This window comes from Cupriavidus sp. BIC8F (genome assembly GCF_032465815.1).
Classification (GTDB): Bacteria; Pseudomonadota; Gammaproteobacteria; order Burkholderiales; family Burkholderiaceae; genus Cupriavidus; species Cupriavidus necator.
In genome coordinates this window covers 3,040,601-3,067,178 of sequence record NZ_CP136095.1, presented here as the reverse complement: position 1 = coordinate 3,067,178, position 26,578 = coordinate 3,040,601, and the positions used below count along the sequence as shown (strand labels likewise).

General features: G+C 64.7%; 25 protein-coding genes and 1 pseudogene. 19 read left to right on the top strand and 7 right to left on the bottom strand.

The features are described 5' to 3' along the window. Window positions 1–114: 114 nt before the first annotated feature. Together RS901_RS34365 and RS901_RS34360 are read left to right on the top strand one after the other, a co-directional pair. On the top strand, window positions 115–1,191 hold the full coding sequence (locus RS901_RS34365; RefSeq protein WP_316155077.1) for a maleylacetate reductase: 1,077 nt from the start codon (window positions 115–117) through the stop codon (window positions 1,189–1,191). Window positions 1,192–1,234: 43 nt separating this feature from the next. Beyond that, entirely contained in the window at window positions 1,235–2,107 is an 873-nt protein-coding gene (locus tag RS901_RS34360) for an NAD(P)-dependent oxidoreductase (RefSeq protein ID WP_316155076.1), read from the top strand. 39 nt (window positions 2,108–2,146) lie between these two features. Here the strand turns inward: RS901_RS34360 and RS901_RS34355 are convergent, their stop codons facing one another. Beyond that, window positions 2,147–3,061: a LysR family transcriptional regulator gene (locus tag RS901_RS34355; RefSeq protein ID WP_316155075.1), complete on the bottom strand. Its 915-nt coding sequence runs from the start codon at window positions 3,059–3,061 to the stop codon at window positions 2,147–2,149. A gap of 224 nt (window positions 3,062–3,285) precedes the next feature. On the opposite strand from RS901_RS34355, the gene RS901_RS34350 reads away from it, so the two are divergent. The 10 genes from RS901_RS34350 to RS901_RS34305 all read left to right on the top strand — a co-directional run bounded on the left by RS901_RS34350 (window position 3,286) and on the right by RS901_RS34305 (window position 12,390). Next, complete coding sequence (locus RS901_RS34350; RefSeq protein WP_316155074.1) at window positions 3,286–4,626, top strand: amidohydrolase family protein; 1,341 nt, start codon at window positions 3,286–3,288, stop codon at window positions 4,624–4,626. Window positions 4,627–4,635: 9 nt separating this feature from the next. Next, a complete protein-coding gene (locus tag RS901_RS34345) occupies window positions 4,636–6,144 on the top strand; it encodes a sugar ABC transporter ATP-binding protein (RefSeq protein ID WP_316155073.1) in 1,509 nt (502 codons plus the stop codon). A 1-nt stretch (window position 6,145) separates the two neighbouring features. Then, on the top strand, window positions 6,146–7,126 hold the full coding sequence (locus RS901_RS34340) for an ABC transporter permease (RefSeq protein ID WP_316155072.1): 981 nt from the start codon (window positions 6,146–6,148) through the stop codon (window positions 7,124–7,126). Continuing rightward, window positions 7,123–8,088, top strand: coding sequence for an ABC transporter permease (locus tag RS901_RS34335; RefSeq protein ID WP_316155071.1), 966 nt, complete (start codon window positions 7,123–7,125; stop codon window positions 8,086–8,088). The genes RS901_RS34340 and RS901_RS34335 overlap by 4 nt, the downstream gene beginning before the upstream one ends. 64 nt (window positions 8,089–8,152) lie before the next feature. Further along, entirely contained in the window at window positions 8,153–9,121 is a 969-nt protein-coding gene (locus tag RS901_RS34330) for a sugar ABC transporter substrate-binding protein (RefSeq protein ID WP_316155070.1), read from the top strand. Between the two features lie 30 nt (window positions 9,122–9,151). Further along, on the top strand, window positions 9,152–10,033 hold the full coding sequence (locus RS901_RS34325) for an intradiol ring-cleavage dioxygenase (RefSeq protein ID WP_316155069.1): 882 nt from the start codon (window positions 9,152–9,154) through the stop codon (window positions 10,031–10,033). Between the two features lie 13 nt (window positions 10,034–10,046). After that, window positions 10,047–10,349, top strand: coding sequence for a YciI family protein (locus tag RS901_RS34320; RefSeq protein WP_316155068.1), 303 nt, complete (start codon window positions 10,047–10,049; stop codon window positions 10,347–10,349). Window positions 10,350–10,405: 56 nt separating this feature from the next. Continuing rightward, a complete protein-coding gene (locus tag RS901_RS34315) occupies window positions 10,406–10,744 on the top strand; it encodes a Dabb family protein (protein ID WP_316155067.1) in 339 nt (112 codons plus the stop codon). A gap of 137 nt (window positions 10,745–10,881) precedes the next feature. Then, window positions 10,882–11,826, top strand: coding sequence for a Gfo/Idh/MocA family oxidoreductase (locus RS901_RS34310; protein WP_316155066.1), 945 nt, complete (start codon window positions 10,882–10,884; stop codon window positions 11,824–11,826). A gap of 33 nt (window positions 11,827–11,859) precedes the next feature. Further along, window positions 11,860–12,390: a VOC family protein gene (locus RS901_RS34305; RefSeq protein WP_316155065.1), complete on the top strand. Its 531-nt coding sequence runs from the start codon at window positions 11,860–11,862 to the stop codon at window positions 12,388–12,390. 183 nt (window positions 12,391–12,573) lie between these two features. Here the strand turns inward: RS901_RS34305 and RS901_RS34300 are convergent, their stop codons facing one another. After that, window positions 12,574–13,518 carry an NAD-dependent epimerase/dehydratase family protein gene (locus RS901_RS34300; protein WP_316155064.1) on the bottom strand — a complete coding sequence of 315 codons (945 nt, stop codon included), beginning with the start codon at window positions 13,516–13,518 and terminating at the stop codon, window positions 12,574–12,576. A gap of 114 nt (window positions 13,519–13,632) precedes the next feature. Here RS901_RS34300 and RS901_RS34295 point away from each other — a divergent pair. The 3 genes and pseudogenes from RS901_RS34295 to RS901_RS34285 form a co-directional block, all read left to right on the top strand. After that, a pseudogene (locus RS901_RS34295) lies at window positions 13,633–13,764 on the top strand (helix-turn-helix domain-containing protein); the annotation flags it as partial. Between the two features lie 80 nt (window positions 13,765–13,844). Beyond that, entirely contained in the window at window positions 13,845–15,203 is a 1,359-nt protein-coding gene (locus RS901_RS34290) for an IS1182 family transposase (RefSeq protein WP_316153348.1), read from the top strand. Window positions 15,204–15,290: 87 nt separating this feature from the next. After that, window positions 15,291–16,133: a LysR substrate-binding domain-containing protein gene (locus RS901_RS34285; RefSeq protein ID WP_410054250.1), complete on the top strand. Its 843-nt coding sequence runs from the start codon at window positions 15,291–15,293 to the stop codon at window positions 16,131–16,133. Window positions 16,134–16,147: 14 nt separating this feature from the next. On the opposite strand, the gene RS901_RS34280 is transcribed toward RS901_RS34285, so the two are convergent. Beyond that, window positions 16,148–17,170, bottom strand: a complete 1,023-nt coding sequence (locus RS901_RS34280) for a class I fructose-bisphosphate aldolase (protein ID WP_316155063.1) — start codon at window positions 17,168–17,170, stop codon at window positions 16,148–16,150. An 85-nt stretch (window positions 17,171–17,255) separates the two neighbouring features. Further along, window positions 17,256–17,591: a DUF3175 domain-containing protein gene (locus tag RS901_RS34275; RefSeq protein ID WP_316155062.1), complete on the bottom strand. Its 336-nt coding sequence runs from the start codon at window positions 17,589–17,591 to the stop codon at window positions 17,256–17,258. A gap of 116 nt (window positions 17,592–17,707) precedes the next feature. Here RS901_RS34275 and RS901_RS34270 point away from each other — a divergent pair, with 116 nt between their 5' ends. The 3 genes from RS901_RS34270 to ilvD all read left to right on the top strand — a co-directional run bounded on the left by RS901_RS34270 (window position 17,708) and on the right by ilvD (window position 22,593). Then, window positions 17,708–19,066, top strand: coding sequence for an IS1182 family transposase (locus RS901_RS34270; RefSeq protein WP_316153348.1), 1,359 nt, complete (start codon window positions 17,708–17,710; stop codon window positions 19,064–19,066). Window positions 19,067–19,428: 362 nt separating this feature from the next. Then, window positions 19,429–20,658 carry an ISAzo13 family transposase gene (locus tag RS901_RS34265; RefSeq protein WP_316149395.1) on the top strand — a complete coding sequence of 410 codons (1,230 nt, stop codon included), beginning with the start codon at window positions 19,429–19,431 and terminating at the stop codon, window positions 20,656–20,658. A 75-nt stretch (window positions 20,659–20,733) separates the two neighbouring features. Continuing rightward, window positions 20,734–22,593 (top strand): dihydroxy-acid dehydratase, encoded by a 1,860-nt coding sequence (gene ilvD / locus RS901_RS34260; protein ID WP_316155061.1) that lies wholly within the window; start codon window positions 20,734–20,736, stop codon window positions 22,591–22,593. A 211-nt stretch (window positions 22,594–22,804) separates the two neighbouring features. On the opposite strand, the gene RS901_RS34255 is transcribed toward ilvD, so the two are convergent. From RS901_RS34255 to RS901_RS34245, 3 genes are all read right to left on the bottom strand, one after another. Then, entirely contained in the window at window positions 22,805–23,323 is a 519-nt protein-coding gene (locus tag RS901_RS34255) for an ATP-binding protein (protein ID WP_316155060.1), read from the bottom strand. Window positions 23,324–23,559: 236 nt separating this feature from the next. Then, the gene (locus tag RS901_RS34250) at window positions 23,560–24,384 is read right to left on the bottom strand and encodes a substrate-binding domain-containing protein (protein WP_316155059.1); all 825 of its coding nucleotides are present in this window, start codon (window positions 24,382–24,384) and stop codon (window positions 23,560–23,562) included. A gap of 40 nt (window positions 24,385–24,424) precedes the next feature. Then, on the bottom strand, window positions 24,425–25,387 hold the full coding sequence (locus tag RS901_RS34245; RefSeq protein WP_316155058.1) for a tripartite tricarboxylate transporter substrate binding protein: 963 nt from the start codon (window positions 25,385–25,387) through the stop codon (window positions 24,425–24,427). 123 nt (window positions 25,388–25,510) lie between these two features. On the opposite strand from RS901_RS34245, the gene RS901_RS34240 reads away from it, so the two are divergent. Further along, window positions 25,511–26,410, top strand: coding sequence for a LysR family transcriptional regulator (locus RS901_RS34240; protein ID WP_316155057.1), 900 nt, complete (start codon window positions 25,511–25,513; stop codon window positions 26,408–26,410). Window positions 26,411–26,578: the final 168 nt, after the last annotated feature.

Below are 26,578 nucleotides of genomic sequence, written 5' to 3'. Positions count from 1 at the left end.
TTCTGCCAGGCAATTCTTCCGCATTGTTGAAGAGTGTTTTCCGGACGGCCTATTTCCTTTCTGCGCACGGAAAGATAGCGTTCTGCTCATCCGTACCAAGACCTGAAGGAAGCCATGCAGTCGTCGTCGCAACCATTCATCCATGAGGCGCATGCGGTCCGCATCGTGTTCGGCGCCGGCACGTCGGACCAGGTTGCAGACGAGGTCGGGCGCCTCGGCGCCAGGCGCGCCCTGGTCCTCTGCACGCCCAACCAGGTTGCCGAGGCCCAGCGCGTTTCCGACTTGCTGGACTCGCTGTCGGCCGGCATCTTCCCGGGCGCCGTCATGCACGTGCCGGTGGAGAGCGCCCGCGAGGCGGTGGCACGTGTCCGTACGGCCGGCGCCGATTGCGTGGTGGCCATCGGCGGCGGTTCGACCACCGGACTGGGCAAGGCCATTGCGCTGGAAACCGGCATGCCGATCCTGGCTATTCCGACCAGTTACGCCGGCTCGGAGATGACGCCCATCTACGGACTCACGGAGGCAGGCCTGAAGAAGACGGGCCGCGATCCGCGCGTGCTGCCACGCACCGTCATCTACGATCCGGCACTGACGGTCGGGCTGCCTGTCGGGCTGACCGTGACTAGCGGCCTGAACGCGATCGCCCATGCCGCCGAAGGACTATATGCCCGCGATGCCAACCCCGTGATGTCGCTGATGGCCGAGGAGGGCATCCGGGCGCTCGCCGCCGGCATTCCCGCGGTCTTTCGTGAACCGACCGATCTCGACGCGCGCGCGCAGTGCCTGTACGGCGCGTGGCTGTGTGGCACCGTCCTCGGCAGCGTCGGCATGGCGCTCCATCACAAGCTGTGCCACACGCTGGGCGGCAGCTTTAACCTGCCGCATGCCGAGACCCACGCCATCGTGCTGCCCCATGCCATGGCGTATAACGTGGCGGCAGCGCCGGAGGCCATGGCACGCATTCAGCGGGCCACCGGCGCGACCGGGGTTTCGGCGCCAGCGGCATTGTTCGACCTGGCCGCGCGCCATGGCACACCGGTCGCTCTGCGCGATATCGGCATGCGCGAGCAAGACCTCGAGAGCGCCACCGACATCGCCCTGGCCAACCCCTACTGGAATCCCCGCCCGATCGAGCGCGAGCCGATCCGGGCTCTGCTGCAGGCCGCCTATGACGGCGTGCGTCCGGCATGAACCCATGAATGCAAGTTCACAAACGAGAAACTGGAGAGAGACCATGAAGATTGGCTTTATCGGAACTGGCAAGATTGGCTTGCCGATGGCACGTCATCTGGCCGCGGCTGGAAATGAGGTCCTGGTATTCGACGTGGCTCCCACGCAGGTGGCGGCTGCACGGCAGGCGGGCCTTTCCGTTGCGGCGTCGCTTGCCGAAGCGGTTGCCGAGGCAGAGGTGGTGTTCAGCTCCATGCCAAACGATGCCGCGTTCACGGCCGTTTCCGGCCAAGTCGCTGCCGCGGCCAGACCTGGCGCGCTCTACATCGACACCAGCACGATATCTCCTCCAACGTCTGCCGCCGCAGCGCCGGCGCTGGTTGCGCGAGACATCAGCTATCTGCGCGTGACCGTGTCGGGCAATAACCACATGGCCGAGGCGGCCCGGCTGACGACGCTTGTATCGGGGCCAAAGGAGGCCTACGAACGTGTCACGCCGCTGCTGGCTGCACTGGGCCCGGCGCAGTTCTATCTTGGCGAAGCCGAGGAGGCGCGCCTGATGAAGCTGGTCGTCAATCTGCTGATCGGCCTGACCAGCGGCATGCTGGCCGAAGCGCTGACGCTGGGCAAGAAGGGCGGCCTGGACTGGGCCGCCATGTGGGAGGTGATCACCGCGAGCGCCGTGGCCTCGCCGATCGTCAAGGCAAAGTCCGCACAACTGGTCGCGCATGACTACACGCCCACCTTCACGGTGGACCAGATGCTCAAGGATGTCGGGCTGATCCTCGACGCCGGCGCGGAGCTGCGCGTGCCAATGGGACTGACCGCGTTGCTTGGACAAATGCTGCAGGGCGCCGCCGCGCAGGGTATGGCGGGCGACGACTATGCCGCCGTGATCAAGTCGGCGGGACTGGCCGCGGGCTTGCAGCCTGGCTAGTCAATGCCCGCTGCCAGTAGGCCAGCCGCCCCCGGCGGCCTACGAGGTCCACTTGCGCTCGTAATCCATGCGCTGGAAGTGGCTGACCAGGAACTCGATGAACAGGCGCACCCGTGCCGGCAGGTGATGCCTGGTCTGGAATGCGATATTGACAGTCAGCCTGGGCAGATCCCAGTCGTCGAGCACGGGGATCAGCCGGCCCGCGACGATGTCGTCGTAGATGATGTACTTGGGCTGTACCAGGATGCCCATGCCTTCCAGCGCGGCCGCGCGCAGCACCTGGCCCTCGTTGGACTCCATCTTGCTCCGCACCGTCACCACGCGTTGGTCGTCGCCCCGCGTGAACGCCAGCTCGTTGGGCCGGTTGGCGTAGGCGTAGATCATCATCTCGTGATTGACCAGGTCTTCCACGCTGCGCGGTGTGCCCTTGTGGTCGAGATAGCGCGGCGAGGCTGCCAGCACCCGTCGCGTCTCCGCCAGGCGGCGCACGGTCAGGTTGGAGTCCGGCTCGAACTCACGCGTGCGGATCGCCAGGTCGATGCCGCTGTCCATGATGTCGTAGTAGCGGTTGGCGGTCAGGATATTGACGTTCACCTTCGGGTAGAGCGCGGTGAACTCCGGCATCAGCGGCGCCAGGTGCTTCATCGCGAAAGACACCGAGGCCGTAATGGTCAGCGTGCCGCTGGGCTCCAGCACGGTGGCGCTGACGTCGGCCTCGGCCTCTTTCATCTCCGCCAGCACCCCCTTGCAGCGCTTGAGGAATTCCTCGCCCACCTGCGTCAGGAAGAGCCGCCGTGTATTGCGCTCGACCAGCCGCGCGGACAGCCTTTGCTCCAGCGAACTCAGGTAGCGGCTTGCTGCCGCGTTCGAGATCTCCAGGCTTTCGGCGGCCTTGGTGATGCTGCCAAGTTCGGCGGTTTGTACGAACAACTCAATTTCGGTCCAGCGGTCCATGCCTTGTCTCCGCTTCTTCCCGGTTCGCCTGACTTTCTCGGGCAGTGGAAAGAAGATTTCCTCGTACGCCGTTTTTTTTCATTTTTTGCCAGTATAGACTCCAACCCATGCGCAGTCAGCAAACGTTTGCAACGCGTACTGACCAGCACATGGCAAGGAAACGCTGAAAGAAATGCGTAGGCGGCACCGCAAGGGCCAGCCACCAGGCAAAGGAGACAAAAGGTATGACGCGTACCCTGATTCGCGGGGCGATGCTCGTCACGATGGAGGCCGCCGATGGCGAGTTCATCGGCGACCTGCTGATCGAGGGCGAGCGCATCGCCGCCATCGCGCCGCATATCGACGCACCCGATGCCGAGCAGATCGATGCGCGCGGCTTTATCGTGGCGCCCGGCTTTATCAACGCCCACATGCACACCTGGCAGAGCGCCCTGCGCGGCGTGGCCGCCGGCTGGACGCTGACAGAGTACTTCCGCCAGATGCATGCCGGCCTGGCAACGCGCTTCGCGCCGGAAGATATCCATGTCGCCACGCTGGTCGGCGCGTGGAACCAGCTCGACTGCGGCACGACCACGCTGGTCGACTGGTGCCACAACAATCCCACTCCCGCCCATAGCGACGCTGCGCTCGACGCGCTGGAGCAATCCGGCATCCGCGCGGCCTTCCTGCACGGCTCGCCCAAGCCGGATCCCAGGCCCGGCGTTGCGCCGTTCTGGGAAACCCCGCATCCGCGCAGCGAAGTCGAGCGCCTTGCGCGGCGGCTGCAGGGCTCCAGCCTGGTAAGCCTGGGCCTGGCCATACTCGGCCCGCATTATTCCACGATGGAGGTGGCGCTGCATGACTTTGCCCTGGCGCGCGAGTACGGTCTGCTGGCCAGCATGCACCAGGGCGGCGGCGGCGCGCGCACGCCCGATGGCTGGGAGCGGCTGGAAGCCGCCGGCCTGCTCGGACCGCACATCAATATCGTGCACGGCAACAACCTGAGCGACGCGCAACTTGCACGCTTCGTCGACGCGGGCATGAGCTTCTCGCTGACGCCGGAGAACGAGCTGACCCAGGGCCACGGTTTTCCCATCACGGGCCGGCTGCGCAAGCTGGGTGCAGCGCCTTCACTGGGTGTGGATCTCGAATCCGTCCTGTCCGGCGAGATGTTCATCGCCGCGCGCGTCGCGCTCGGGGTGCAGCGCGCGCTGGACCATGCCGCCTTCCGCGCGCAGCAGGGCGAGATTGCCGCCAGCCACGAAGTGAGCTGCCGCGAAGCGCTGGAATGGATCACCGTGGCCGGCGCGCGCATGCTCGGCATGGCTGACCGCATCGGCTCGCTTGCCGCAGGCAAGCAGGCCGACCTGGTGCTGATCGACGCGCGGCGGCTCAACATGATGCCGCTGCACGACCCGGTCAGCGCGGTAGTGATGCAAGCCAGCCTGGCCAATGTCGACAGCGTGTTTGTCGGCGGCGTTGCACGCAAGCGCCACGGCCACCTGCTGGTCGACGGGTTGCCGGCGAAGCTGGAGGCGTTGCGCGCGTCCGGCGAACGCCTGCTCCATAAGCCTGCCCACGCATAAGAGGAGACCATGAACGCGATCACCAAAGTGACCCCCCTGTTCGAGATGCGCGGCATCTGCAAGGGCTTTCCGGGCGTCAAGGCGCTAGACGATGTGTCGTTCGCGATCTACCCTGGCGAGGTGCACATGCTCCTGGGCGAGAACGGCGCGGGCAAGTCATCGCTGATGAAGGTGCTGTGCGGGGTGTATGTGGCCGACGCCGGCGAGTTCTACCACGGTGGGCAGCGCGTCCGCGTGGCCAGCCCCGTCGATACGATGCGGCTCGGCATCGCCGTGATCTTCCAGGAGTTCTCGCTGGTGCCGTACCTGGATATCGCGCAGAACATCTTCCTCGGGCGCGAGCCGCGCGGGCGCGTGCCGGGCTCGGTGGACCATGCCAGGATGCATGCCGAGGCGCGCCGCCTGCTCGATATCCTCGGCATGGACCTTAGCACCCATATGCCCGTGCACCGCCTCGGCGTGGCGCAGCAGCAGATGGTGGAGATTGCCAAGGCGCTGTCGCAGGACGCCCGCATCCTGGTGCTCGACGAGCCCACCGCGGCGCTGTCGGACCGCGAGACCGAGAAGCTCTTCGCGGTGATCGGCAAGCTCAAGGCCGAGGGCGTGTCGATGATCTATATCTCGCACCGCATGGCCGAAGTGTTCGCGCTGGGCGACCGCATCACCGTGATGCGCGACGGCCGCAAGGTCGGCAGCTACCTGCCGGGCGAAGCGACGTCCGATGAGCTGGTGGCCCGCATGGTGGGCCGCAAGGTCGATATGAGCTACACCCGTGCGCGCGGCGGCCCCGTTGGAGAACTCGCGCTGGAGGTGCACTGCGTCAGCGCCGACAACGGTATCGAGGACATCAATCTGCAGGTGCGCGCCGGCGAGATCGTCGGCCTGGCGGGGCTGGTTGGCTCCGGCCGCAGCGAGGTGGCCAGGGCAGTGTTCGGCGCCGACCCGATCCGCCAGGGCGAGATCCGCATCTTCGGCAAGCCGATGCAAGGCGGCCCGGACAAGGCGCGCGCGCTCGGCGCGGCGCTGATTCCGGAGAGTCGCAAGACCGAGGGGCTGGCCCTGATCCGCACCGTGCGCGACAACCTGCTGCTGGCCGGGCTGCGGCGCGCCTTCCCCGCGCACTTGTATCGCAGCGGCAAGGCCGACACGCTGGCAACGCGCGAGATCGGCCGGCTGCGTATTGCCACGCCCGGCGGCGACCAGCTTGCGCAATTCCTCTCGGGCGGCAACCAGCAGAAGATCGTGATCGGCAAATGGCTGATCGCCGAATCCAGGCTGTTTATCTTCGACGAGCCAACCCGCGGCATCGACGTGGGTGCCAAGGCCGAGATCTTCGCGCTGATCGACAGCCTGGTGAAGGAGGGCGCGGCGGTACTGCTGATCAGCTCCGAGCTGCCGGAGATCATCAATGTCTGCGACCGGACCTATGTCATGCGCGAAGGCCGTATCGCCGGCCAACTCCTGCATGGGGAAATGACCGAGGAAAGCATTTTGCAACTGGGGATGAACGATGCCTGATATGCCTGATACCCGCGCTCTGCCGCGCGCCGGGGCGCTGCCGCTTGTGACGGCGCTGATGCCGGCGCTCGGCAAGCTACCCGGCTCGGTCTGGGTCCTGCTGCTGCTGACGCTGGCTTTTTCCGCCAGCGGCCACGGCTTCCTGAGCCTCGCCAACCTGCTCAATGTGGGCACGCAGTCCACCATCCTGCTGCTGATCGCCTTGCCGATGACGCTGATCATCATGACGGAAGGGCTGGACCTGTCGATGGGCGCGGTCCTTACGCTGTGCGGCGTGGCTCTCGCCATGGTGATGGTGGCGACCGGCTCGCTGTTGCTTGCGCTGGCGGCGGCGCTTGGCATCGGGCTTCTGTTCGGCGTGCTCAACGGCACGCTGGTGGCCGGCCTGGGGATTCCTCCCTTCGTCGCCACGCTCGGCACGCTCGGCGTGGCGCAGGGGCTGGCACTGGTGGTTACCGACGGCCAGAGCGTGGTGGGCATCGGCGACACCATTCCGCTGCTTTACTCGGGGGAGTTGCTCGGCATTCCGGTGCCGCTGTGGATCGCCGTGGCGTTCTACGGCCTGTTTCACTGGCTGCTCTATCGCACCCGCTTCGGCGCCTATGTGTTCGCGCTTGGCGGCAACCGTGAGGCGCTCAAGTTCGCCGGCGTGCGCATCAACCGCTGGCTGGTCACGGTGTACGCGCTGGGCGGCGTGATGGCTGGCGTTGCCGCGCTGCTGCTGACCGCCCGCATGAACGCCGGCCATCCGACGGCGGCGATCGGGCTGGAGTTCGACGCCATCGCCGCGGTGGCGGTCGGCGGCACCACCTTCGATCGCGGCAATGGCTGGCTGCCGGGCACGGTGCTTGGCGTGCTGGCCGTCGGTGTGTTGCGCAACGGCCTGAACCTGGTCGGGGTGCAGTCCTCGATCCAGGTTGCGGCTATCGGGCTGCTCGTGCTGGTGGTGTTGCTGATCGAATCCATCAAGGGGAAAGCATGAATGCCGTGACCGCATGGGCCCCGTTGTCGACGGACGCCCGCTCCTTTGCCTACCGCCTGTTCGCGCTCGGCCTGCTGTGTGCGGCGCTGGCGGTGGCGTCGGACGCCTTCCTGACGCTGAACAACCTGCTCAATGTGCTGCGACAGGCCAGCTTGTTGTTCCTGCTGGCCTCGGGGCTGACGCTGGTGATCCTGACCGGCGGCCTTGATCTCTCCGTTGGAGCCAATGTGGCGATGTCCGCCTGCCTGGCGGCGAGCGTCATGAAGGCCACCGGCTCGACGACGCTGGGCGTGGGCGTCGGCCTGGGCAGCGGCGTGCTGATCGGGCTGGGCAACGGCCTGCTGGTGGCGGTGCTGCGCATCCCGCCCTTTATCGCCACCTACGGGATGCTTTGGGTGCTGCACGGGCTGACCTACTGGTTCATGGCCGGCGAAACCATCCACGGCTTCGCGCCCGAGTTCCGCGCCATCGGCAGCGGCTACCTGTGGGGCGTGCCGATCCCGGTCTTCCTGATGCTGGCTTTCCTCGTGGCGGGCACCGCGATATCGCAGAAGACCACCTACGGCCAGGAGATCTACGCCATCGGCGCCAACCCCGTGGCCGCCAGGCTGTCGGGCGTGCCGGTCACGCGCCGGCTGGTGCTGGTCTATGTGGTGAGCGGCGCGATGGCCGGCCTGGCCAGCGTGGTGTTCCTGGCGCGCCTGAACTCCGCCGAGGGGGATATCGGCGAGACGCTGACCTTGCCGGCCATTGCCGCGGTACTGATCGGCGGCACGTCGCTGTTCGGCGGCATGGGCCGGGTATCCGGCACGCTGGTGGGCGCCATCATCCTGACGCTGGTGCTCAACGGCATGAACCTGCTGACCATCAGCGCCAACTGGCAGCCGCTGGTCACCGGGATCATCGTAGTGCTGGCGGTATTCCTCGACACCCTGTCGCGCCGCCGGCTTGGCACCAGATAAGAAATACAGCAGCAACGCCGGCCCATACCGCGCCGGCGATATCCCAAAACCAAGGAGACAGAACATGCAAGCGCGCAACCTGAAGCAGATCGCAGCCATGCTGGCCTTCGGCCTGCTGGCCATGCCGGCCGCCCACGCCGACGGCGAAAGGATCGCCGTCTTTACCAAGAACCAGACCAACCCCTACTTCCAGGTACTGCGCCAGGGCGCGGACGCGGCGGCCAAAAGTATGAATGCAAAGCTCACGCACTATATCCCGACCAAGCCGGACAGCATTCCGGAGCAGATGAGCCAGATCGAGGACGTCATCGTCAAGAAGTCCGATGCCGTGGTGTTCGTGCCGGTGGACTACAAGGCGATGGGTCCGGGCGTGAAGAAGATCAACGCGGCGAATATCCCGGTGGTCAACGTCACTGACCGCAGCGATGTCGGCAGCTTCGTTTCCTTCGTGGGCGCCAGCGACTACGAGCTTGGCCTGAAGACCGCCAGCCACCTGTTCAAGGCCATGGGCGGCAAGGGCAATGTGGTGCTTCTCGAGGGCGTCAAAGGCTCGCTGACCAATGTCGACCGCGTGCGCGGCGTACAGGATGCGCTCAAGGCCTTCCCGGGCGTCAAGCTGCTGGCCTCGCAGCCGGCCAACTACCAGCGCCTGCAGGCCTTGCAGGTGATGGAGAACCTGATGCAGTCCTACCCGCAGATCGATGGGGTGTTCGCCGCCAACGACGCCATGGCGATCGGCGCCATCGAGGCCCTGCAGGGTGCCAACCGCAAGGCGCTCGTCTCCGGCATCAACGGCACCAAGGAAGCAATTGACGCCATCAAGGCCGGCACCATGCTGGCCACCGGCGATTACAACGGCTTCGCCCAGGGCTGTCTCGGCACCATGGCTGCGATCCGCAAGCTGCGCGGCCTGCCGGTAAAGCAGGAGATCGTTCTCCCTGCCACGGTGGTCGACAAGACGAACTACCAGCCGCTCGACGTGCCCGTGGAAAAACGCACCTGCCCGCGCTGGGAAGACGGCGCGAAGGCGTAGCGCCTCGCAGGCAATCAAGGAATGACTACCATGCGCAATCTCGATGAAGAGACCATTACCCAGGCGGTACTGGCTCGCAATACCGATATGAAGGACCGCCGCCTCAAGGAGGTCATGACCAGCCTGATCCAACACCTGCACGCGTTCGCCAGGGAGATCAGGCTGACCGAGGAGGAGTGGGCCGCCGGCATCCGGTTTCTGACGGACGTGGGCCATACCTGCAACCCCAGCCGCCAGGAGTTCATCCTGCTTTCGGACACGCTCGGCCTGTCCACGCTGGTGACCGCGCAGAACCACCGCAAGCCGCTGGGCTGCACCGAGGCCACGGTGTTCGGCCCGTTCTATGTCGACGACGCGCCCGAGTACGAACTCGGCGCCGACGTGGGCAACGGCATGACGGGCGAGCCCTGCTACGTCAGCGGGCAGGTCAGGAGCATCACAGGCGAGGCCGTGCCAGGCGCCAGGCTGGAAGTCTGGCAGGCCGATGCCGAGGGCTTCTACGATGTGCAGGACCCGGAGCGCACCTGCGCACGGGGGCGTGGCACGCTGCACGCTGATGCGTCCGGGCACTTCGATTTCAAGTCCATCGTGGCGGAGTGCTATCCGATCCCGCACGACGGCCCGGTGGGGCGCATGCTCGACGCCATGGGGCGCCATCCCTGGCGTCCGGCACATCTGCATTTCATGATCTCGGCATCTGGCTACGAGACACTGGTCACCCATGTATTCCGCGACGGCGACACCTACCTGGATTCCGACGCGGTGTTCGGTGTGCGCTCCTCGCTGGTGGCCGACTGGGTCCGGCATGAAGCGGGCAAGACGCCCGACGGCGGCAAGTCGGACGCACCCTTCTTCACACTCGATTACGACTTCGTGCTCAATCCCGTCAAGCCCACCCAGGCCAACAGATAACGAGGCAAGCCCCATGCTTTACGTATTTCACCTGATCGACAAGCCCGGCGTAGGCGAACTGCGCCTGCGCGTGCGCCCGGAACACAAGGTCTACCTGCGCGCCGTGGAGAACCAGATCGCCTTCGCCGGCCCGCTGCTGGCCGAGGACGGCGAAACCATGGTCGGCAGCCTGCTGGTGATCGACTTTGCGTCCATCGAGGCCGCGCGTCGCTGGCTGGCCGAAGAGCCGTTCACGCGGGCCGGAGTCTACGCCGCGAGCGCGATTCACGCCTTCAACAATATGTGGCAGCAAAAGATGGGTTTTCCGGCGGCCTGAGGCGCCGGACATTCGCAGAAACAAAGAGAGACAACGCTTCAGCCAGGGAGGTCATTTTGCCCATCGTCAAACATATCGTGATGTGGAACTTGCGCGGGGACAACGAAGGCGAGAAGCGGGATGCCATCGCACGGCTCAAGGGTGCCTTCGAGGGCCTGCGCGGCAGGATTCCCGGCCTGCGGCATATCGAGATCGGCGTCGACTCGAGTCGCGTCGACTATGCCTGCGACGTGGTCCTGTACTCGGAGTTCGACTCGCGCAGCGCGCTCGAGGGCTATGCCAGCCATCCCGAGCACCAGCGCGTCAAGCGTGAGCTCGGCGACCTGCGTATCGCCAGGTATCAGGTCGACTACGACGGCGCCGGGCCGCACGATGAACCATCACTGACCACGTAGCGCGTTCATTCAGGTAGGCATGACCGGCCTCGACATTCGTGGCGTCGATTGACCGGCAGGCCAGCATTCAAAGGAGACGGATTGTGAAAGTCGCAGTGGCCGGTTTGGGGTGGTGGGGAAAACAGATCATCCGCTCATTGGGCAAAAGTACCAAGTTCAAGGTGGTCGTGGCCGTCGACCCGATGGTGACCGATGACGTGCGGCAGTTCGCGCGCGAGTCGGGCGTGGGACTCGCCGCCGACCTGGCCGAAGTGCTGGGGCGCAGCGATATCGAAGGCGTGATCCTCGCCACCCCGCATTCGCTGCATGAGCAGCAGGTGTTGTCGGCACTCGAGGCCGGCAAGCATGTCTTCTGCGAGAAGCCGCTGGCGATGACGGCGGACGGCGCGCAGCGCATCGTCGATGCCTGCGCGCGGCAGGGCAAGGTACTCGGGGTGGGGCACGAGCGCCGCTTCGAACCCGCCATCGTCGAGCTGATGCGCATGGTGCGTGCCGGCGAACTGGGTCGCCTGCTGCATATGGAGGCCAATGTCAGCCATGACCTGTTCCGCAAACTCGATCCGTCGAACTGGCGCCTGGACCAGAAGCATGCGCCGGCCGGCATGATGACGGCGGTGGGCATCCACATCACCGACATCTTTGTCGCCCTGGCCGGTGGCGCGAGCAGCGTACGGGCGCGTACCGAGTCGCTGGTCTTCCCGGACCCCGTGCGCGACTTCACCACGGCCACGATTGCTTTTGGCTCGGGTGTGCAGGCCGCCATCAGCTTCCTTTCGGTCACGCCGTTCCACGGGCGTATCGCTGTGTTCGGTGACAAGGGCTGGGTGGAGATCGTATCCCACGGCAACGTCGACCAGGGCCTGCCCACTCGCCTGACGCATTGCAGCGGTACCGGGGTGCCGCGCATGGAGCGCGTCTATGAAGCTAATGACGCCGTGCTGGCCAATTTCGAGGCGTGGGCCGACGCCGTGGCAGGTCTGGGGCAATATCCTTTCACGGCTGGCGAACTGGTGGACAACATCAAGTTGTTCGAGGCCATCGTGCAATCAAGCGAACGGGGCGGCGAAGCCGTCGCGCTGTAATAGGACGAGCAGGATTTTTTCGGAGGAAGGACAATGTCCAGCAACAACAGCGAGACGCCCGTGCCGCGCGCATTCAACCATGTCGGACTGACGGTGCCGGATATCGACCGGGCCATCGCCTGGTATGGCGCCGTATTCGGCTTCCAGCTAATCTACCGGCGCACCATCGAGCTTACGCCGGGGGTGCCGGAAGTGGCGGAGATCTTCGGGCCCCGCTTCGAAAAGGCCTACCAGGCGCACCTGGTCACCGCCAATGGTGTCGGACTAGAGCTGTTCCAGTTCATCACGCCGGCGGTGGAGCCGCGCGAGGATACCTTCAAATACTGGCGCCAGGGTGTGTTCCACCTATGCTTCACCGATCCCGATCTTGGAGGGCTGGCAGCGCGCATCGTCGCCAACGGCGGCAAGCAGCGCACGAAGGTGTGGACCTTTCTCCCGGACCGTCCCTACCAGCTGGTCTATTGCGAGGACTGCTTTGGCAATGTGATCGAAGGCTTTTCGCATTCCTACGCGAAAGTGTTCTCCAGCATGCCGGGCTGGCACGGAGCCAGAAACGCAGCCTAGGGCTGTCCGGCGAACTGCGGTCATTGCGAAATGGCAGCGAGGCGTCCGGAAGGCGGAGATGCGCTCATCGCCGCCATGGATAGGGAACAGGCTCTTCCGGCCCGTCTATTTCAGCTTCCGGACTTCTGGCAGGCGCGCACCGGCGTTTCCTCTGCAGCTTGTCTGGACTGGCGCACAGATCTCTCAGCAACGCACTGCAGCCAGCGTCTGGCGGATACCTTTGTCGTAGGGCGTCTTGCGAATCGGCCCGATCAGCCGCTGCAGCGCCGAGTCGTCCATGACCAGCGGGTCCGTCATCAGGTAATGCATCTCCACCAGCTCGCGCATGACCGGGTTGAACAGGCCGAGCAGGCGCAGCATCGTCTTGCCGGCGACGCGCAGCTTCAGCGTGCGCCCGGTCTGCCGTTCCATTTCCGCGACCAGCTCGCGCTGCGTCGTGACACCGGCGCCCGCCAGGTGCCAGATCTTGCCGAAGGCCGCCGGCGTGTCGATCAGCCGCGCCACTACCGGCCCCACGTCGGGCACATAGATGAATTCGTGCGGCAGGTCGACGGGCCCGATCATGTCAGCCGTGCCGCCATTCACCGCCGCCTGCGCGGCGCGGTGCAGCAGGCTGGCTTGCACGCCCGGGCCATAGAAGTCAGGCAGCCGCAGCACCGTGGCGCGGATCCGCCCGCTGGCATCGGCCTGCATCAGCAGATCCTCCTGGGCCTTGCGCATGCGCCCCTTGAAGGTATGGGGCGCGCGCGGATGGTCTTCGCGAACCGGGTTGCCGGTCTGGACCCGGCCGTAGGGATAGACGGTGCCGATCAGGATGAAGTGCTTGACGCCTGCGGCCACGGCGCCATCCAGGGTCTTGCGCATCAGCTCGGGGTGCAGCTGGAACTGCCAGTAGTCGACACCGACCATGTAGATCAGCGTCTCGATGCCGCTGGCGGCGGCTTGCACCGACTCGGGCGAATCGGGATTCCAGGTGACGACCTCGGCGAGCGGATCCGTCCCGAAGGCTGTGCGCAGGCTGCCTGCGCTGCGGCCGACCACGCGATAGGGCCGGCCCTTGCTGCGCAGCTCGGCGGCCACGCTTTGCCCGATCGCGCCGGCTGCGCCGAAGAGAGCGACTTTGGACATGGCGAATCTCCTGTTGAGTTGGCACCAGTGCTGAAAGCGGCTTCAGTCTGCAAGCTCTGTGACTAAAAGGAAATTGCCTATAATCGGCTGGCTACTATAAATAAATGCATAGCCATGCCCAAGCGCGAACCAGACTGGGAGTGGTACCGGGCCTTCCTTCATGTGCTGGAGACCGGCTCGCTGTCCGCAGCCGGGCGGGCAATGGGCCTGACGCAGCCGACCGTCGGCCGGCACATCGACAGTCTAGGAGTTTGTCGGGCTTTGCAGTCTTCCGCAAGATGACGTTGTCCGAGATAATCGCTGGCGCACAACCAAAGACCTACCCGATGAGCCGCTTCGTTCCCGTAGACCGAGATACCGCGTACCTGTTGCCGCCCTCAGTGGACGAATGGCTGCCCGATGATCACTTGGCGCGCTTCGTAGTCGAAGTCATCGAGCAGCTCGATCTGAGCGAACTGACACGCCAATACGCGGGCCGGGGTTCGGCGGCGCACCATCCCGCCGTGTTGCTGGGCTTGCTGATCTACGGCTATGCCAATGGCGTGCACTCGAGCCGCAAGCTCGAACGCGCGACCTACGACTCGGTGGCCTTCCGCTATGTGGCAGCCAACACCCACCCGGATCACGACACGCTGGCGACGTTCCGGCGTCGATTCCTGAAGGAGGTGGAGGCGCTGTTTGTGCAGGTGCTGGTGCTGGCGCGCGAGATGAAACTGCTCAAGCTCGGGCACATTGCGCTGGACGGCACCAAGATCGACGCGAACGCGAGCAAGCACCGCGCCCTGTCGTGGGGTCATGCCCAAAAGATCGAGGCGCAGTTACGACAGGAAGTGCAGGCCCTGCTTGCGCTGGCCGAGAACAGCGACCGCGCAGCCATCCCGGATGGCATGGACGTGCCGGCGGAGATCGCTCGACGCGAAGACCGCTTGAGCGCGATGGCGCTGGCCAAGGCAAAGATCGAGCAGCGCGCCGCCGAGCGTCATCAACTCGAACAGCAGGAGTACGAGGCCAAGACGGCTAAGCGCAAGTCTCAGCGGGACGCTGGCAAGAAGCCGCGCGGCAAGGATCCCGAGCCACCAGAGGCGGGGCCCAAGGATGGCGATCAGGTGAACCTCACGGATGAAGAGTCACGCATCATGCCCGTCTCGGGGGGTGGCTTCGAACAAAGCTACAACGCGCAAGCCGGGGTAGACACAGAGACGATGATGGTGGTCACCCAGCACGTGAGCCAGGCGTGCAACGACAAGCGCGAAGTCGTGCCCACGCTGGAGCAGATCGCGGCGTTGCCTGCGGTGCTGGGCGAGGTGCGCACGCTGATCACGGACAACGGCTTCTTCAGTCAGGCCAACGTGATCGCGTGCCACGATGCAGGGATCGAGCCGCTGCTGGCGCTAAGGCGGGAGCCGCATCATGCCCCTGTGCTGGAGCGCTTTGCCCCCGATGTGCCGCAGCCCCAGACCACGGACCCGGTTGTGCAGATGGCGCACCGACTGGGCACACAAGCCGGGCGCGCCCTCTACAGCTTGCGCAAGCAGACGGTGGAGCCGGTGTTCGGCATCATCAAACGGGTAATGGGTTGGCGCCAGATGAGCATGCGCGGGCTGGACAAGGCGCAAGGCGAATGGAGTCTTGTGACCATGGCCTGGAACATCAAGCGCATGCACGTTCTGCGAGCGGTTGGATAGCAAAGTGCGCCTCGACTACCCAAAGCCGAGCCCCTAAGGCGCTCCAATGTGCCATCACAGTGCCTCGTCAACCATCAAGAGCGTTCGATCAGCGCGATTGCCGTCCAAAAATCTCGTCGCACCGATCATTCGGATTCGCCCGGGCTCAAGTCCGACGGACTCCTAGAAGCCGCCCTTGGGCTGAAGCTGTTCACCCGCTCATTCGACGGATTCGCGCCGACCGACGCGGCGCATGAGCTGAAGCCCTATGCCGCCGGCATTGCCGCGACGGCTGCGGCGATGCGGCGGGTCGCCAGCGGCCACGGCGCGGGCGTGCGTGGCACGGTGCGCCTGTCGGCAAGCGAAGTCATCGGCGTGGAAGTGTTGCCGCCGATACTGGCGGCGCTGCACAACGAGCATCCGGAACTGGAAATCGAGTTGGTGCTGTCGAACCAGGCCGACGATCTGCTGCGCCGCGAGGCGGATATTGCGGTCCGGATGTTCCGGCCCGAGCAGGCAGCGCTGGTGGCCACGCGCGTCGGCGGGATCGAACTGGGCCTGCATGCCCACGAGAGTTATCTGGCATCCCGTGGCGTGCCGAAGTCGCTGGCGGATCTGTCCCGTTTTGCGTTGATCGGCTTCGATCAGGAGAACGCCTTTATCCGCCGCTTGCAGGCCAGGTTCAAGGCATTCTCGCGCGACGCCCTGGCCTTCCGCGCCAATAGCGACCTGGCCCAACTGGGCGCGATACGCGCGGGATTCGGCATCGGCGTGTGCCAGGCGGCGCTGGCGGCGCGGGACCCGCGGCTGGTCAGGGTCCTGCCCAACCAGTTCTCGGTGATCATGGATACCTGGGTCGCGATGCACGAAGACCTGCGCGAGAGCGCGCGATGCGCGGTGACGTTTGCCGCGCTGGCGGCGGGGCTGCGCGCCTACGCCGAAGGGGCGTAGGCGCATCGGCAAGCTCAGCCCGCAGCGTTCTCCTGCGCCGCGTCGTATTGCCCCAGGCAGGCCATGGCATTCAGCCGTGAGCGCTGCAGCAGCGCCCGTTGCGCTTGCGCCGCGTTGGCGGCGTTGCCGCGCCAGGCCAGCAGGGGCGGCTCCTGCAAGGCGCGCCCGTAGGAGAAGGACAGCCGCCAGGGCAGCGGGGCAAGCCGGTTCATGGCGTCCAGATTGGCGGTGGCCTCGGTGGGTGTCTGGCCGCCGGACAGGAAGAAGATGCCCGGCACCGCCGCCGGCACCGTGCGCCGGAGCACCTGGACGGTCTGCATGGCGACCTCGGCCGGCGCCGCGTGCCCGGCCTCCTTGCCGGGCAGCACCATGCTGGGCTTCAGCAGCATGTGCTCGAGCACCACCGCATGCCGGTCCAAGGCATGAAAGACTGCATGCAGCACGGCCGCGGTGACCTCGGCGCAACGTGCCATGGAGTGCGCGCCATCCATCAGCACCTCAGGCTCGACGATTGGTACCACGCCTGATTCCTGGCAGATCGCGGCATAGCGCGCCAGCGCCTCTGCATTGGCCTGGACGGCAGCCCAGCCCGGCAGTTTGTCAGACACGTTGTAGACCGCACGCCACTTGGCAAAGCGAGCGCCCTGCTGGCGATAGCCGGCAAGCCGCTTGGCCAGCCCGTCGAGACCCTCGGTGATCTCGTCCCCGGGTGCCAGGGCGAGCGGGATCTTGCCCTTGTCCACCTTGATGCCGGGCACGATGCCCTGGCGCGCCGCCAGTTCCGGCAGCGGCGTGCCATCGTCGGCGCGTTGGCCGAGGGTTTCCTCATACAGGATCACGCCGCTGATGAACTCGCCAAGACCTGGGGCCGACAAGAGCAGGTTGCGCCACGCGCGGCGGTTTTCCTCGCTCGACTCCACCCCGATGCGTTCGAACCGCTTGGCGATGGTCGGGCCGCTCTCGTCGGCTGCCAGCAACCCTTTGCCCGCTTGAGCCAGGGCGTCCACGGTGGCTTGCAGTTCGCTTTTTCTGTCCATGATCAGGCTCCGTGCAGGTGACATAGGAACAAGCATTGGCCCGAAAATGCCGTCGCGCAAGCAGGGCGGGGCGCGTAGCGCCTGCCTAAGGTGGCCGCCCGAACGCTTCACGCAGCTTGCCCTTGGCCTTTTCCAGCGTGGCGCGACGCGCCTCGGGCAGATGCCGGCCGGCGCGATTGATGTAGAAATTGAGCATCGACATCGCCGACTGGAACGCCGTGCCTTTGCGGCGCCGGCTGCTCACGGCGGAACGCTTGAGCGAAGCGGCAATTTCCTCGGGGTTGTCCGAGGCGAAGAGGTGCGGTTCGAGGTCCAGCGCGTTGCTGTGCTCGGTTACCTGCTGCGACCAGCGCCGCCCCTTGCTGGCGCCAGCCTTGGCGCGGCCCTTTGCCGGCCTGCGGGTGGATTTCGCGGCAGCCATTTCCGGTCCTCCCATAGCTTTATCGGGATCCGTCTAGGAGTTTGTCGGGCTTTGCAGTCTTCCGCAAGATGACGTTGTCCGAGATAATCGCTGGCGCACAACCAAAGACCTACCCGATGAGCCGCTTCGTTCCCGTAGACCGAGATACCGCGTACCTGTTGCCGCCCTCAGTGGACGAATGGCTGCCCGATGATCACTTGGCGCGCTTCGTAGTCGAAGTCATCGAGCAGCTCGATCTGAGCGAACTGACACGCCAATACGCGGGCCGGGGTTCGGCGGCGCACCATCCCGCCGTGTTGCTGGGCTTGCTGATCTACGGCTATGCCAATGGCGTGCACTCGAGCCGCAAGCTCGAACGCGCGACCTACGACTCGGTGGCCTTCCGCTATGTGGCAGCCAACACCCACCCGGATCACGACACGCTGGCGACGTTCCGGCGTCGATTCCTGAAGGAGGTGGAGGCGCTGTTTGTGCAGGTGCTGGTGCTGGCGCGCGAGATGAAACTGCTCAAGCTCGGGCACATTGCGCTGGACGGCACCAAGATCGACGCGAACGCGAGCAAGCACCGCGCCCTGTCGTGGGGTCATGCCCAAAAGATCGAGGCGCAGTTACGACAGGAAGTGCAGGCCCTGCTTGCGCTGGCCGAGAACAGCGACCGCGCAGCCATCCCGGATGGCATGGACGTGCCGGCGGAGATCGCTCGACGCGAAGACCGCTTGAGCGCGATGGCGCTGGCCAAGGCAAAGATCGAGCAGCGCGCCGCCGAGCGTCATCAACTCGAACAGCAGGAGTACGAGGCCAAGACGGCTAAGCGCAAGTCTCAGCGGGACGCTGGCAAGAAGCCGCGCGGCAAGGATCCCGAGCCACCAGAGGCGGGGCCCAAGGATGGCGATCAGGTGAACCTCACGGATGAAGAGTCACGCATCATGCCCGTCTCGGGGGGTGGCTTCGAACAAAGCTACAACGCGCAAGCCGGGGTAGACACAGAGACGATGATGGTGGTCACCCAGCACGTGAGCCAGGCGTGCAACGACAAGCGCGAAGTCGTGCCCACGCTGGAGCAGATCGCGGCGTTGCCTGCGGTGCTGGGCGAGGTGCGCACGCTGATCACGGACAACGGCTTCTTCAGTCAGGCCAACGTGATCGCGTGCCACGATGCAGGGATCGAGCCGCTGCTGGCGCTAAGGCGGGAGCCGCATCATGCCCCTGTGCTGGAGCGCTTTGCCCCCGATGTGCCGCAGCCCCAGACCACGGACCCGGTTGTGCAGATGGCGCACCGACTGGGCACACAAGCCGGGCGCGCCCTCTACAGCTTGCGCAAGCAGACGGTGGAGCCGGTGTTCGGCATCATCAAACGGGTAATGGGTTGGCGCCAGATGAGCATGCGCGGGCTGGACAAGGCGCAAGGCGAATGGAGTCTTGTGACCATGGCCTGGAACATCAAGCGCATGCACGTTCTGCGAGCGGTTGGATAGCAAAGTGCGCCTCGACTACCCAAAGCCGAGCCCCTAAGGCGCTCCAATGTGCCATCACAGTGCCTCGTCAACCATCAAGAGCGTTCGATCAGCGCGATTGCCGTCCAAAAATCTCGTCGCACCGATCATTCGGATTCGCCCGGGCTCAAGTCCGACGGACTCCTAGCCTAGGCAACTTCTCGTCGTCCTGGGGGGCTCAGGCGGGACCGGTGCGTGGTGGCATGGCAGGCCGGGCGGTGTGGGATAATTGCCGCTTTGCCCAGGGCGCAGCTCAAGAGGTTGTTCGCACGGGCGCGCAAGGGCCCTTAGGACCCTAGCAAAAATAACTTGAACAGTTGTCCTCGCGTCTATACGATGCGCACATGGATATCAGCGAGGCAGTCGAAGCGAAGTTTCGGGCCCTGCAGGCGCGCCTTGATGAGGCGACGTTGCGCCTATGGGCCGCCGCCGAAGCGCGCAGCCTGGGGCGTGGGGGCGTGAGTCTGGTGGCCAAAGCGATAGGCATCTCGCGCACCACGATCTATGCGGGACTGGCCGAACTCGAAGCGGCCGGTGGAGCGACGCGGGACATGACGGCCAAGCGCATTCGTGCCCCGGGAGGCGGGCGCAAGAGGCTAACTGAGCTCGATGCGAGGTTGTTGGAGCACCTGGATGCACTGGTGGAGCCGACCAGCCGGGGTGACCCGATGTCAGCACTACGATGGACGTGCAAGAGCACCACCCGTCTGGCCGAAGAGCTCAACCGGCTGGGGCATCGCGTGAGTCAGCGCACGATCTGCGATCTGCTGACGCAGACGGGCTACAGCTTGCAATCGGTGCGCAAGACACGCGAAGGCGCGCAGCACCCCGACCGCGACGCGCAGTTCCACTACATCGCCGACAAGGTGGCGCAGTATCAGCGCCAGCGTCAGCCGGTCATCTCGGTGGACACGAAAAAGAAGGAGCTGATCGGCGATTTCAAGAACGCTGGCCGCGAATGGCAGCCCAAGGGCCAACCCGAGCAGGCGCGTGTGCACGATTTCATCGACGATGAACTGGGCAAGGTTGCCCCGTATGGCGTCTATGATGTGACGGCCAACGAGGGCTGGGTCAGCGTGGGCATCAACCACGACACCGCCGAGTTCGCGGTTCAAAGCATCCGTCGCTGGTGGCTGGAGATGGGCCGTCCGTTGTATCCGAAAGCCAGGCGACTGCTGGTCACCGCCGACTGCGGTGGCAGCAACGGGTATCGTGTGCGGCTGTGGCGGGTGCAGTTGCAGCGACTGGCCGACGAACTCGGTTTCGCTGTGCAGGTGTGCCACTTTCCGCCGGGTACGAGCAAGTGGAACAAGATCGAGCATCGCCTGTTCTGCCATATCACGAACAACTGGCGCGGCCGACCGCTGTTGACGCGTCAGGTGGTAGTGAACCTCATCGGCAGCGTGAGTACCGCTGAAGGGCTGAAAGTGCGTGCGGAACTGGACGAGAACATGTACGACGCAGGTATCAAGGTCAGCGACGCCGAACTCGCTGCCGTGGCCATTGAGCGCGACGAATTTCATGGCGAGTGGAACTACCGCATCAAACCTCGAACATCTCGTCGCAAGACGTAATTGTTCAAGTTATTTTTGCTAGGATCCTTATTCCCGTGGCCCGCTTCCTTTCTGCGATATTTCTTCAGCAATAAAATGCCCACATACCGTTCCAAAACCTCCACCGCCGGCCGCAACATGGCGGGGGCGCGCTCCCTGTGGCGCGCCACCGGCATGAAAGACGAAGATTTTTCCAAGCCCATCGTTGCGGTGGTCAATTCCTTCACCCAGTTCGTGCCCGGGCACGTGCACCTGAAGGACCTGGGCCAGCTGGTCGCGCGCGAGATCGAGGCCGCGGGCGGCGTGGCCAAGGAATTCAACACCATCGCGGTCGATGACGGCATCGCCATGGGCCACGACGGCATGCTCTATTCGCTGCCCAGCCGCGACATCATCGCGGACTCGGTGGAATACATGGTCAACGCGCACTGCGCCGATGCCATGGTGTGCATCTCCAACTGCGACAAGATCACCCCCGGCATGCTGATGGCCGCCATGCGGCTCAACATCCCGGTGATCTTCGTCTCCGGCGGCCCGATGGAAGCAGGCAAGACGCGCCTGGCCAACCCCGTCACCAAGGCCATGGAGTTCAAGAAGCTCGACCTGGTGGACGCCATGGTGATCGCCGCCGACAGCGCCTATTCCGACGCCGACGTGGCCGAGGTGGAGCGCTCCGCCTGCCCCACCTGCGGCTCGTGCTCGGGCATGTTCACCGCCAACTCCATGAACTGCCTGACCGAGGCGCTGGGCCTGTCGCTGCCCGGCAACGGCACGGTGGTGGCCACCCACGCGGACCGCGAGCAGCTGTTCAAGCGCGCCGGCAGCCGCATCGTGGAACTGGCCCGCCAGTACTACGAGCAGGAGGACGAACGCGTCCTGCCGCGCGCGGTAGGCTTCAAGGCGTTCGAGAACGCCATGACGCTGGACATCGCCATGGGCGGCTCCACCAACACCATCCTGCACCTGCTGGCGATCGCGAGCGAGGCGGGCATCGACTTCGGCATGACCGATATCGACCGCCTCTCGCGCGTCGTGCCGCAGCTGTGCAAGGTGGCGCCCAACACCAACAAGTACCACATCGAAGACGTGCACCGCGCGGGCGGCATCATGGCCATCCTGGGCGAGCTGGAGCGCGCTGGCAAGCTGCACACCGACGTACCCACGGTGCATGCCCCCACGCTCAAGGACGCGCTGGAGCAGTGGGATATCAGCCGCACCCGGGACGAAGCCGTCAGGAACTTCTACCTGGCCGGCCCGGCAGGCATTCCCACCCAGGTGGCGTTCAGCCAGAACACGCGCTGGCCCAGCCTGGACCTGGACCGCGCCGAGGGCTGCATTCGCTCCTACGAGCACGCCTTTTCCAAGGAAGGCGGCCTGGCGGTGCTGACGGGCAATATCGCGCTCGACGGCTGCGTGGTGAAGACCGCCGGCGTGGACGAGAGCATCCTCGTGTTCGAAGGCACGGCCCACGTCACCGAATCGCAGGACGAGGCGGTGGAGAACATCCTCAACGACAAGGTCAAGGCCGGCGACGTGGTGATCGTGCGCTACGAAGGCCCCAAGGGCGGCCCCGGCATGCAGGAGATGCTCTACCCCACCAGCTACATCAAGTCCAAGGGCCTGGGCAAGGCCTGCGCGCTGCTGACCGACGGCCGCTTCTCCGGCGGCACCTCGGGTTTGTCCATCGGCCACTGCTCGCCCGAAGCTGCGGCAGGCGGCGCCATCGGCCTGGTGCGCGATGGCGACAAGATCCGCATCGACATTCCCAACCGCACGATCAACGTGCTGCTGTCCGACGAGGAACTGGCGAGCCGCCGCGAGGCGCAGAACGCCAAGGGGTGGAAGCCGGCCAAGGCGCGTCCGCGCAAGGTGTCTGCTGCGCTGAAGGCTTACGCCAAGCTGGTGATGTCGGCGGATAAGGGCGCGGTGCGGGACTTGTCGTTGCTGGATGACTGATCCCGGGGCGAAGCGCTAGCCCGTTTGTCGAGAAGGCCGCTCTTTGGAGCGGTTTTTTTTGGTTTTTCGCTGATCTGCGGGGCGGGGTGAGGGTCTCAAAGCGACCCCACAAGGGACCGTGGTCCGAGACGTTGCGGATGTCTGCTCTCAGAAGCCGACGACCTTTAGGACTCCAAGTTAGGCTCTCTCGCTTGATCTGGTCTGACGCGGCCTATTGCGTAGCAGCGTGCCACACGATCTGAAACCCTTCGGCTGTCGAAGGCGGGCCAAAGTACTGCGTTATCTGATCGAACTGGGCATCGCTCGTTTCGAACGGATGCTCGCCTGAGGCATTCCGTGCCCTGAGGCGCATCTTACAAATCTCGTCATTGACTTCCAGATAGTGAAGCAGGTGTCCCACGCGAGCTCCATTAAATAACTCGCGTCCCCATGCACGGCTGTCGATGGTGTTGAAGGGGAAATCCAGAATCACGGACATACCGGCCGATAGGAGCGTCCGGACGTGGTCCGAGAGCACCCGCCTGATGCGCCCCGAGCAACGTACATAGTCTTCCAACGCGCGGATCTCGCCTGAATAGAGATGCGCCATCCAGACGTCCTCACTGATCACCAAAGCATTCTCCGTGCACGCCAAGCGCTTCGGCAGTGTTGATTTCCCCGAAGCGATTTTGCCGCAGACCATATGCAGAACGGCTGTCTGGTCCGAACTGCCCTCTCTCTTGCTCATCATTTCCAAGTCCTCTGATGGGCCCAGAAAGCAAAAACCCGCCTTCTGGACGGGTTGCTTGCGAACTTTCAAGTCGAGAGCTATTCCGCCAATACATTCGTGGCGGTAATAATCGATTTGATGTGGAACCGATTCATAAAAAAAATAGTACCGCAATGAACGGGAAGGCGGCAAGCTAAACGCAACCATCGTTGCTGACGGTGGAGTGTGGGCTCGGGCCGCGGGCACCGGCCCCAGGGTCAAGGTTTCCGCGGCTGGCCCAAAGCCGGAGGCGCCGGTGGCGGCAGAGGGGTGGCCACGGGTTCCAATCCCGTGCTGCTGACAATCGCAGCCGCCGCCGGCGAGGCAAGGAAGCTGACGAACCGGGAAGATGCCGGTGTCTGTCGGCCTACGATCGTTCCCGCGGAAAAGAACACCTTTTGCTGCAACTCGGCTGGCAACGGACCGACGTAGTCCAGTTCCTTGAAGGGAAGCAGCTCGCTGACCTGCTGGAAGCCGATTTCGGCATCGCCTCGCGCCACCACGGCGCCGACACGCTCGCTGTAGATCTTGCGGGCTTTGTCCTTGATCTCGTCCGCGACGCCAAGCCGGGGGAACAGCTCGTTGGAGAGATACGTCCCGCTGGCGCTGGCGGAATACGCGATGGATGTAGCGTTGAGCAGGGTCTGCTTCAGGGCTTCGGTCGTGCTGATGTCCGGCTTTGGCGTGCCCTTGCGCATGGACATGCCGATCAGCGAGCGGGCCAGGTCGACCCGGCTGCCGGCGGCCACCTTGCCTTCCGATACCAGCTCCTCAAGACCCGAGTCCGCCAGGATCAACACATCAAACGTCTCGCCCCGTGCCAGCCGGCTGGGAATGGAATCGGGCGCATTGCCCATCGACGCACCATAGGCAGTGATGACACGGTCCTGCGTAGCGGCCTCGTACAGCGGCACGAGTTGCTGGTAGGCGGCGGTGAAGCCGCCCGAGGTAATCACGCGGATCTCGTCTGCCCAGGCCGGAGAGACCAGCCAGAGCATGAGAACCAGCAAGGTTGGCCTGGTGGCAAGGATCTTCAGCTTCATGTCGTCTCCTGTTATTCACTGGTGCGGGCCGTGCCGCCCGTCAGTCTTCTTTCATATTGGCTGCGCGCGCGATCGGGCCGAGGCGAGCCTTTTCGCCTGCCAGGAACTTGGTAAAGTCAGCCCGCGTCCCGCCCATCGGCTGGATACCTTGCGGGATCAGCCTGGCGCGCAGCTCCGGTGACTTGATGGCGGCGTCGATGGCCTTGTTCATCTTGTCGAGGATCGCGTCAGGGGTACCGCGCGGTGCGAAGACGCCGGACCAGTGACCGATGAAGATGCCGGGATAGCCGAGTTCCGTGGTGGTGGGCACGTCCGGCATCGCGGCAATGCGCGTATTCCAGGTGGAAGCGATCGCTCGCAGCTTGCCGCCCTTGACCTGCGGCAGCACCACCACGCTGGCCTCTGAGGTCGCGTCCACCTGTTTTCCGACAACGGCGACCATGCCTTCCGAGCCGCTCTTGTAGGGGATGATCTCGAGTTTTGCGCCGGTTGCCAGCTTCAGCATCTCCGCGACGAAGTGCGGCGTGCTGCCGGTACCCGCCGTAGCAAAATTCAGGCTCTTTCCGCCTTTGCCGCTGGCAACCAGGCTCTTGAGGTCCTTGATCGGGGAGTCGGCGGGCACCACGATGACCGACGGGCTGACGGCCAGCATGGCCACGGGCACCAGATCCTGCTCCTTGTACGGCAGGTGGGCCTTGATCATCCCGTTGGTGATCACGCCGGCCGCTGGCGCCAGGAAGGTATAGCCGTCCGGCGCGGATTTGGCCACATAGTCGGCGCCCAGTACCGAACCGGCGCCAGGCTTGTTCTCTACGATGATGGGTTGGCCAAGCTGCTTCGACGCTGCCTCGGCCACGGCGCGGGCAACCAGATCGTTGGCGCCGCCGGGTCCAAACGGCACGACGAACTTCACCGGCTTTGCGGGCCAGGCTTCAGCCCAGGCGGTAAAGGTGCAGGCGCTCAGGGTAAGGGCGAGCGCGAGATGGCGAACTGCGAGTTTCAAGATAAGTCTCCGAGATACGTCTTCTTGTGCGCTTCTCGGCACGACACAACGTCCCGATCAGGCATTGCAAGCGTATCGACGCAAGACTATTCTGTGAATTGCAATGTTCTGATGATTCAATGCATGCCACGCATTAATTTCGCCCTGGAAGACTTGCAGGCCTTTGTCGCGACGGCCGAAAAAGGAAGCTTCCGTATGGCGGCCGAAGCCCTGCACATTTCACAGCCAGCACTAAGCCGGCGGATCGAAAAGCTGGAAAAGACGCTCGGCTCTCGCTTACTGGACCGGACCACGCGCCGCGTGGAGACGACGAATATCGGCCGCCAGTTCCTGGAAGAAGCCCGCGCTGCGCTGGACATCCTGGATAACGCGGTGTTCCGGCTCGGCGACGAGGCCACGCTTCAACGCGGCCTGGTGACAGTGGCTGCCATACCGTCTGCCGCGCTGCATTTCCTGCCCCATGCGATCCACGTGTTTGCCAGCCGGCATCCGGGCGTGCGCGTCCGCGTGATTGACGAAAGCGCAAATGCCGTACTGGCCAGCGTCATGTCGGGAGAATCGGATTTCGGGCTCAACTTCATGGGCGCCCAGGAGCCCAACATCGAGTTCCGCGCGGTCCGCGCCGAGCGCTATCGCCTGGCAATGCGGCGCGACCACGAATGGTCCGGGCGGGAGTGCGTGGCCTGGGAGGAGTTGGCGGGGCAACGGATGGTCAGCGTGTCGAAGCAAAGCGGCAATCGCGCCTTGATCGAAAATGCCATCGCCCACCTCGAGCGACGCCCCACCATTCATTACGAAGCCAACCACGTCGTCGGCGTGCTGGCGCTGGTTGAAGCTGGGCTTGGCATGGCCGTGCTGCCTGGCATGGCGGTGCCTCGGGATCATCCCCGGCTCTGCGCAATCCCCCTGGTCGAACCTGACGTAGACCGCGTCCTCGCGCTGATACGCCGTCGCGACAGGCCATTGCAGCCTGCCGCGCAGGCGTTGTATGAGACGATCACCTTGGAAATGGGGGGCAATTAGATGGAAGCCTGTTCTGGGCTTCTTGTTGCCTGTCCGCCTGCGCGTCGGGGGCAGGCGGAGTCCGTCGATGCGTCAATGCGATGTGGCTGCATCGAGAGCATCTGCAATATCAAGGGTGCCAGGTCGACGGGCTTTCAATTTGCATCGCAGGCCGTTGGTATAGGCACG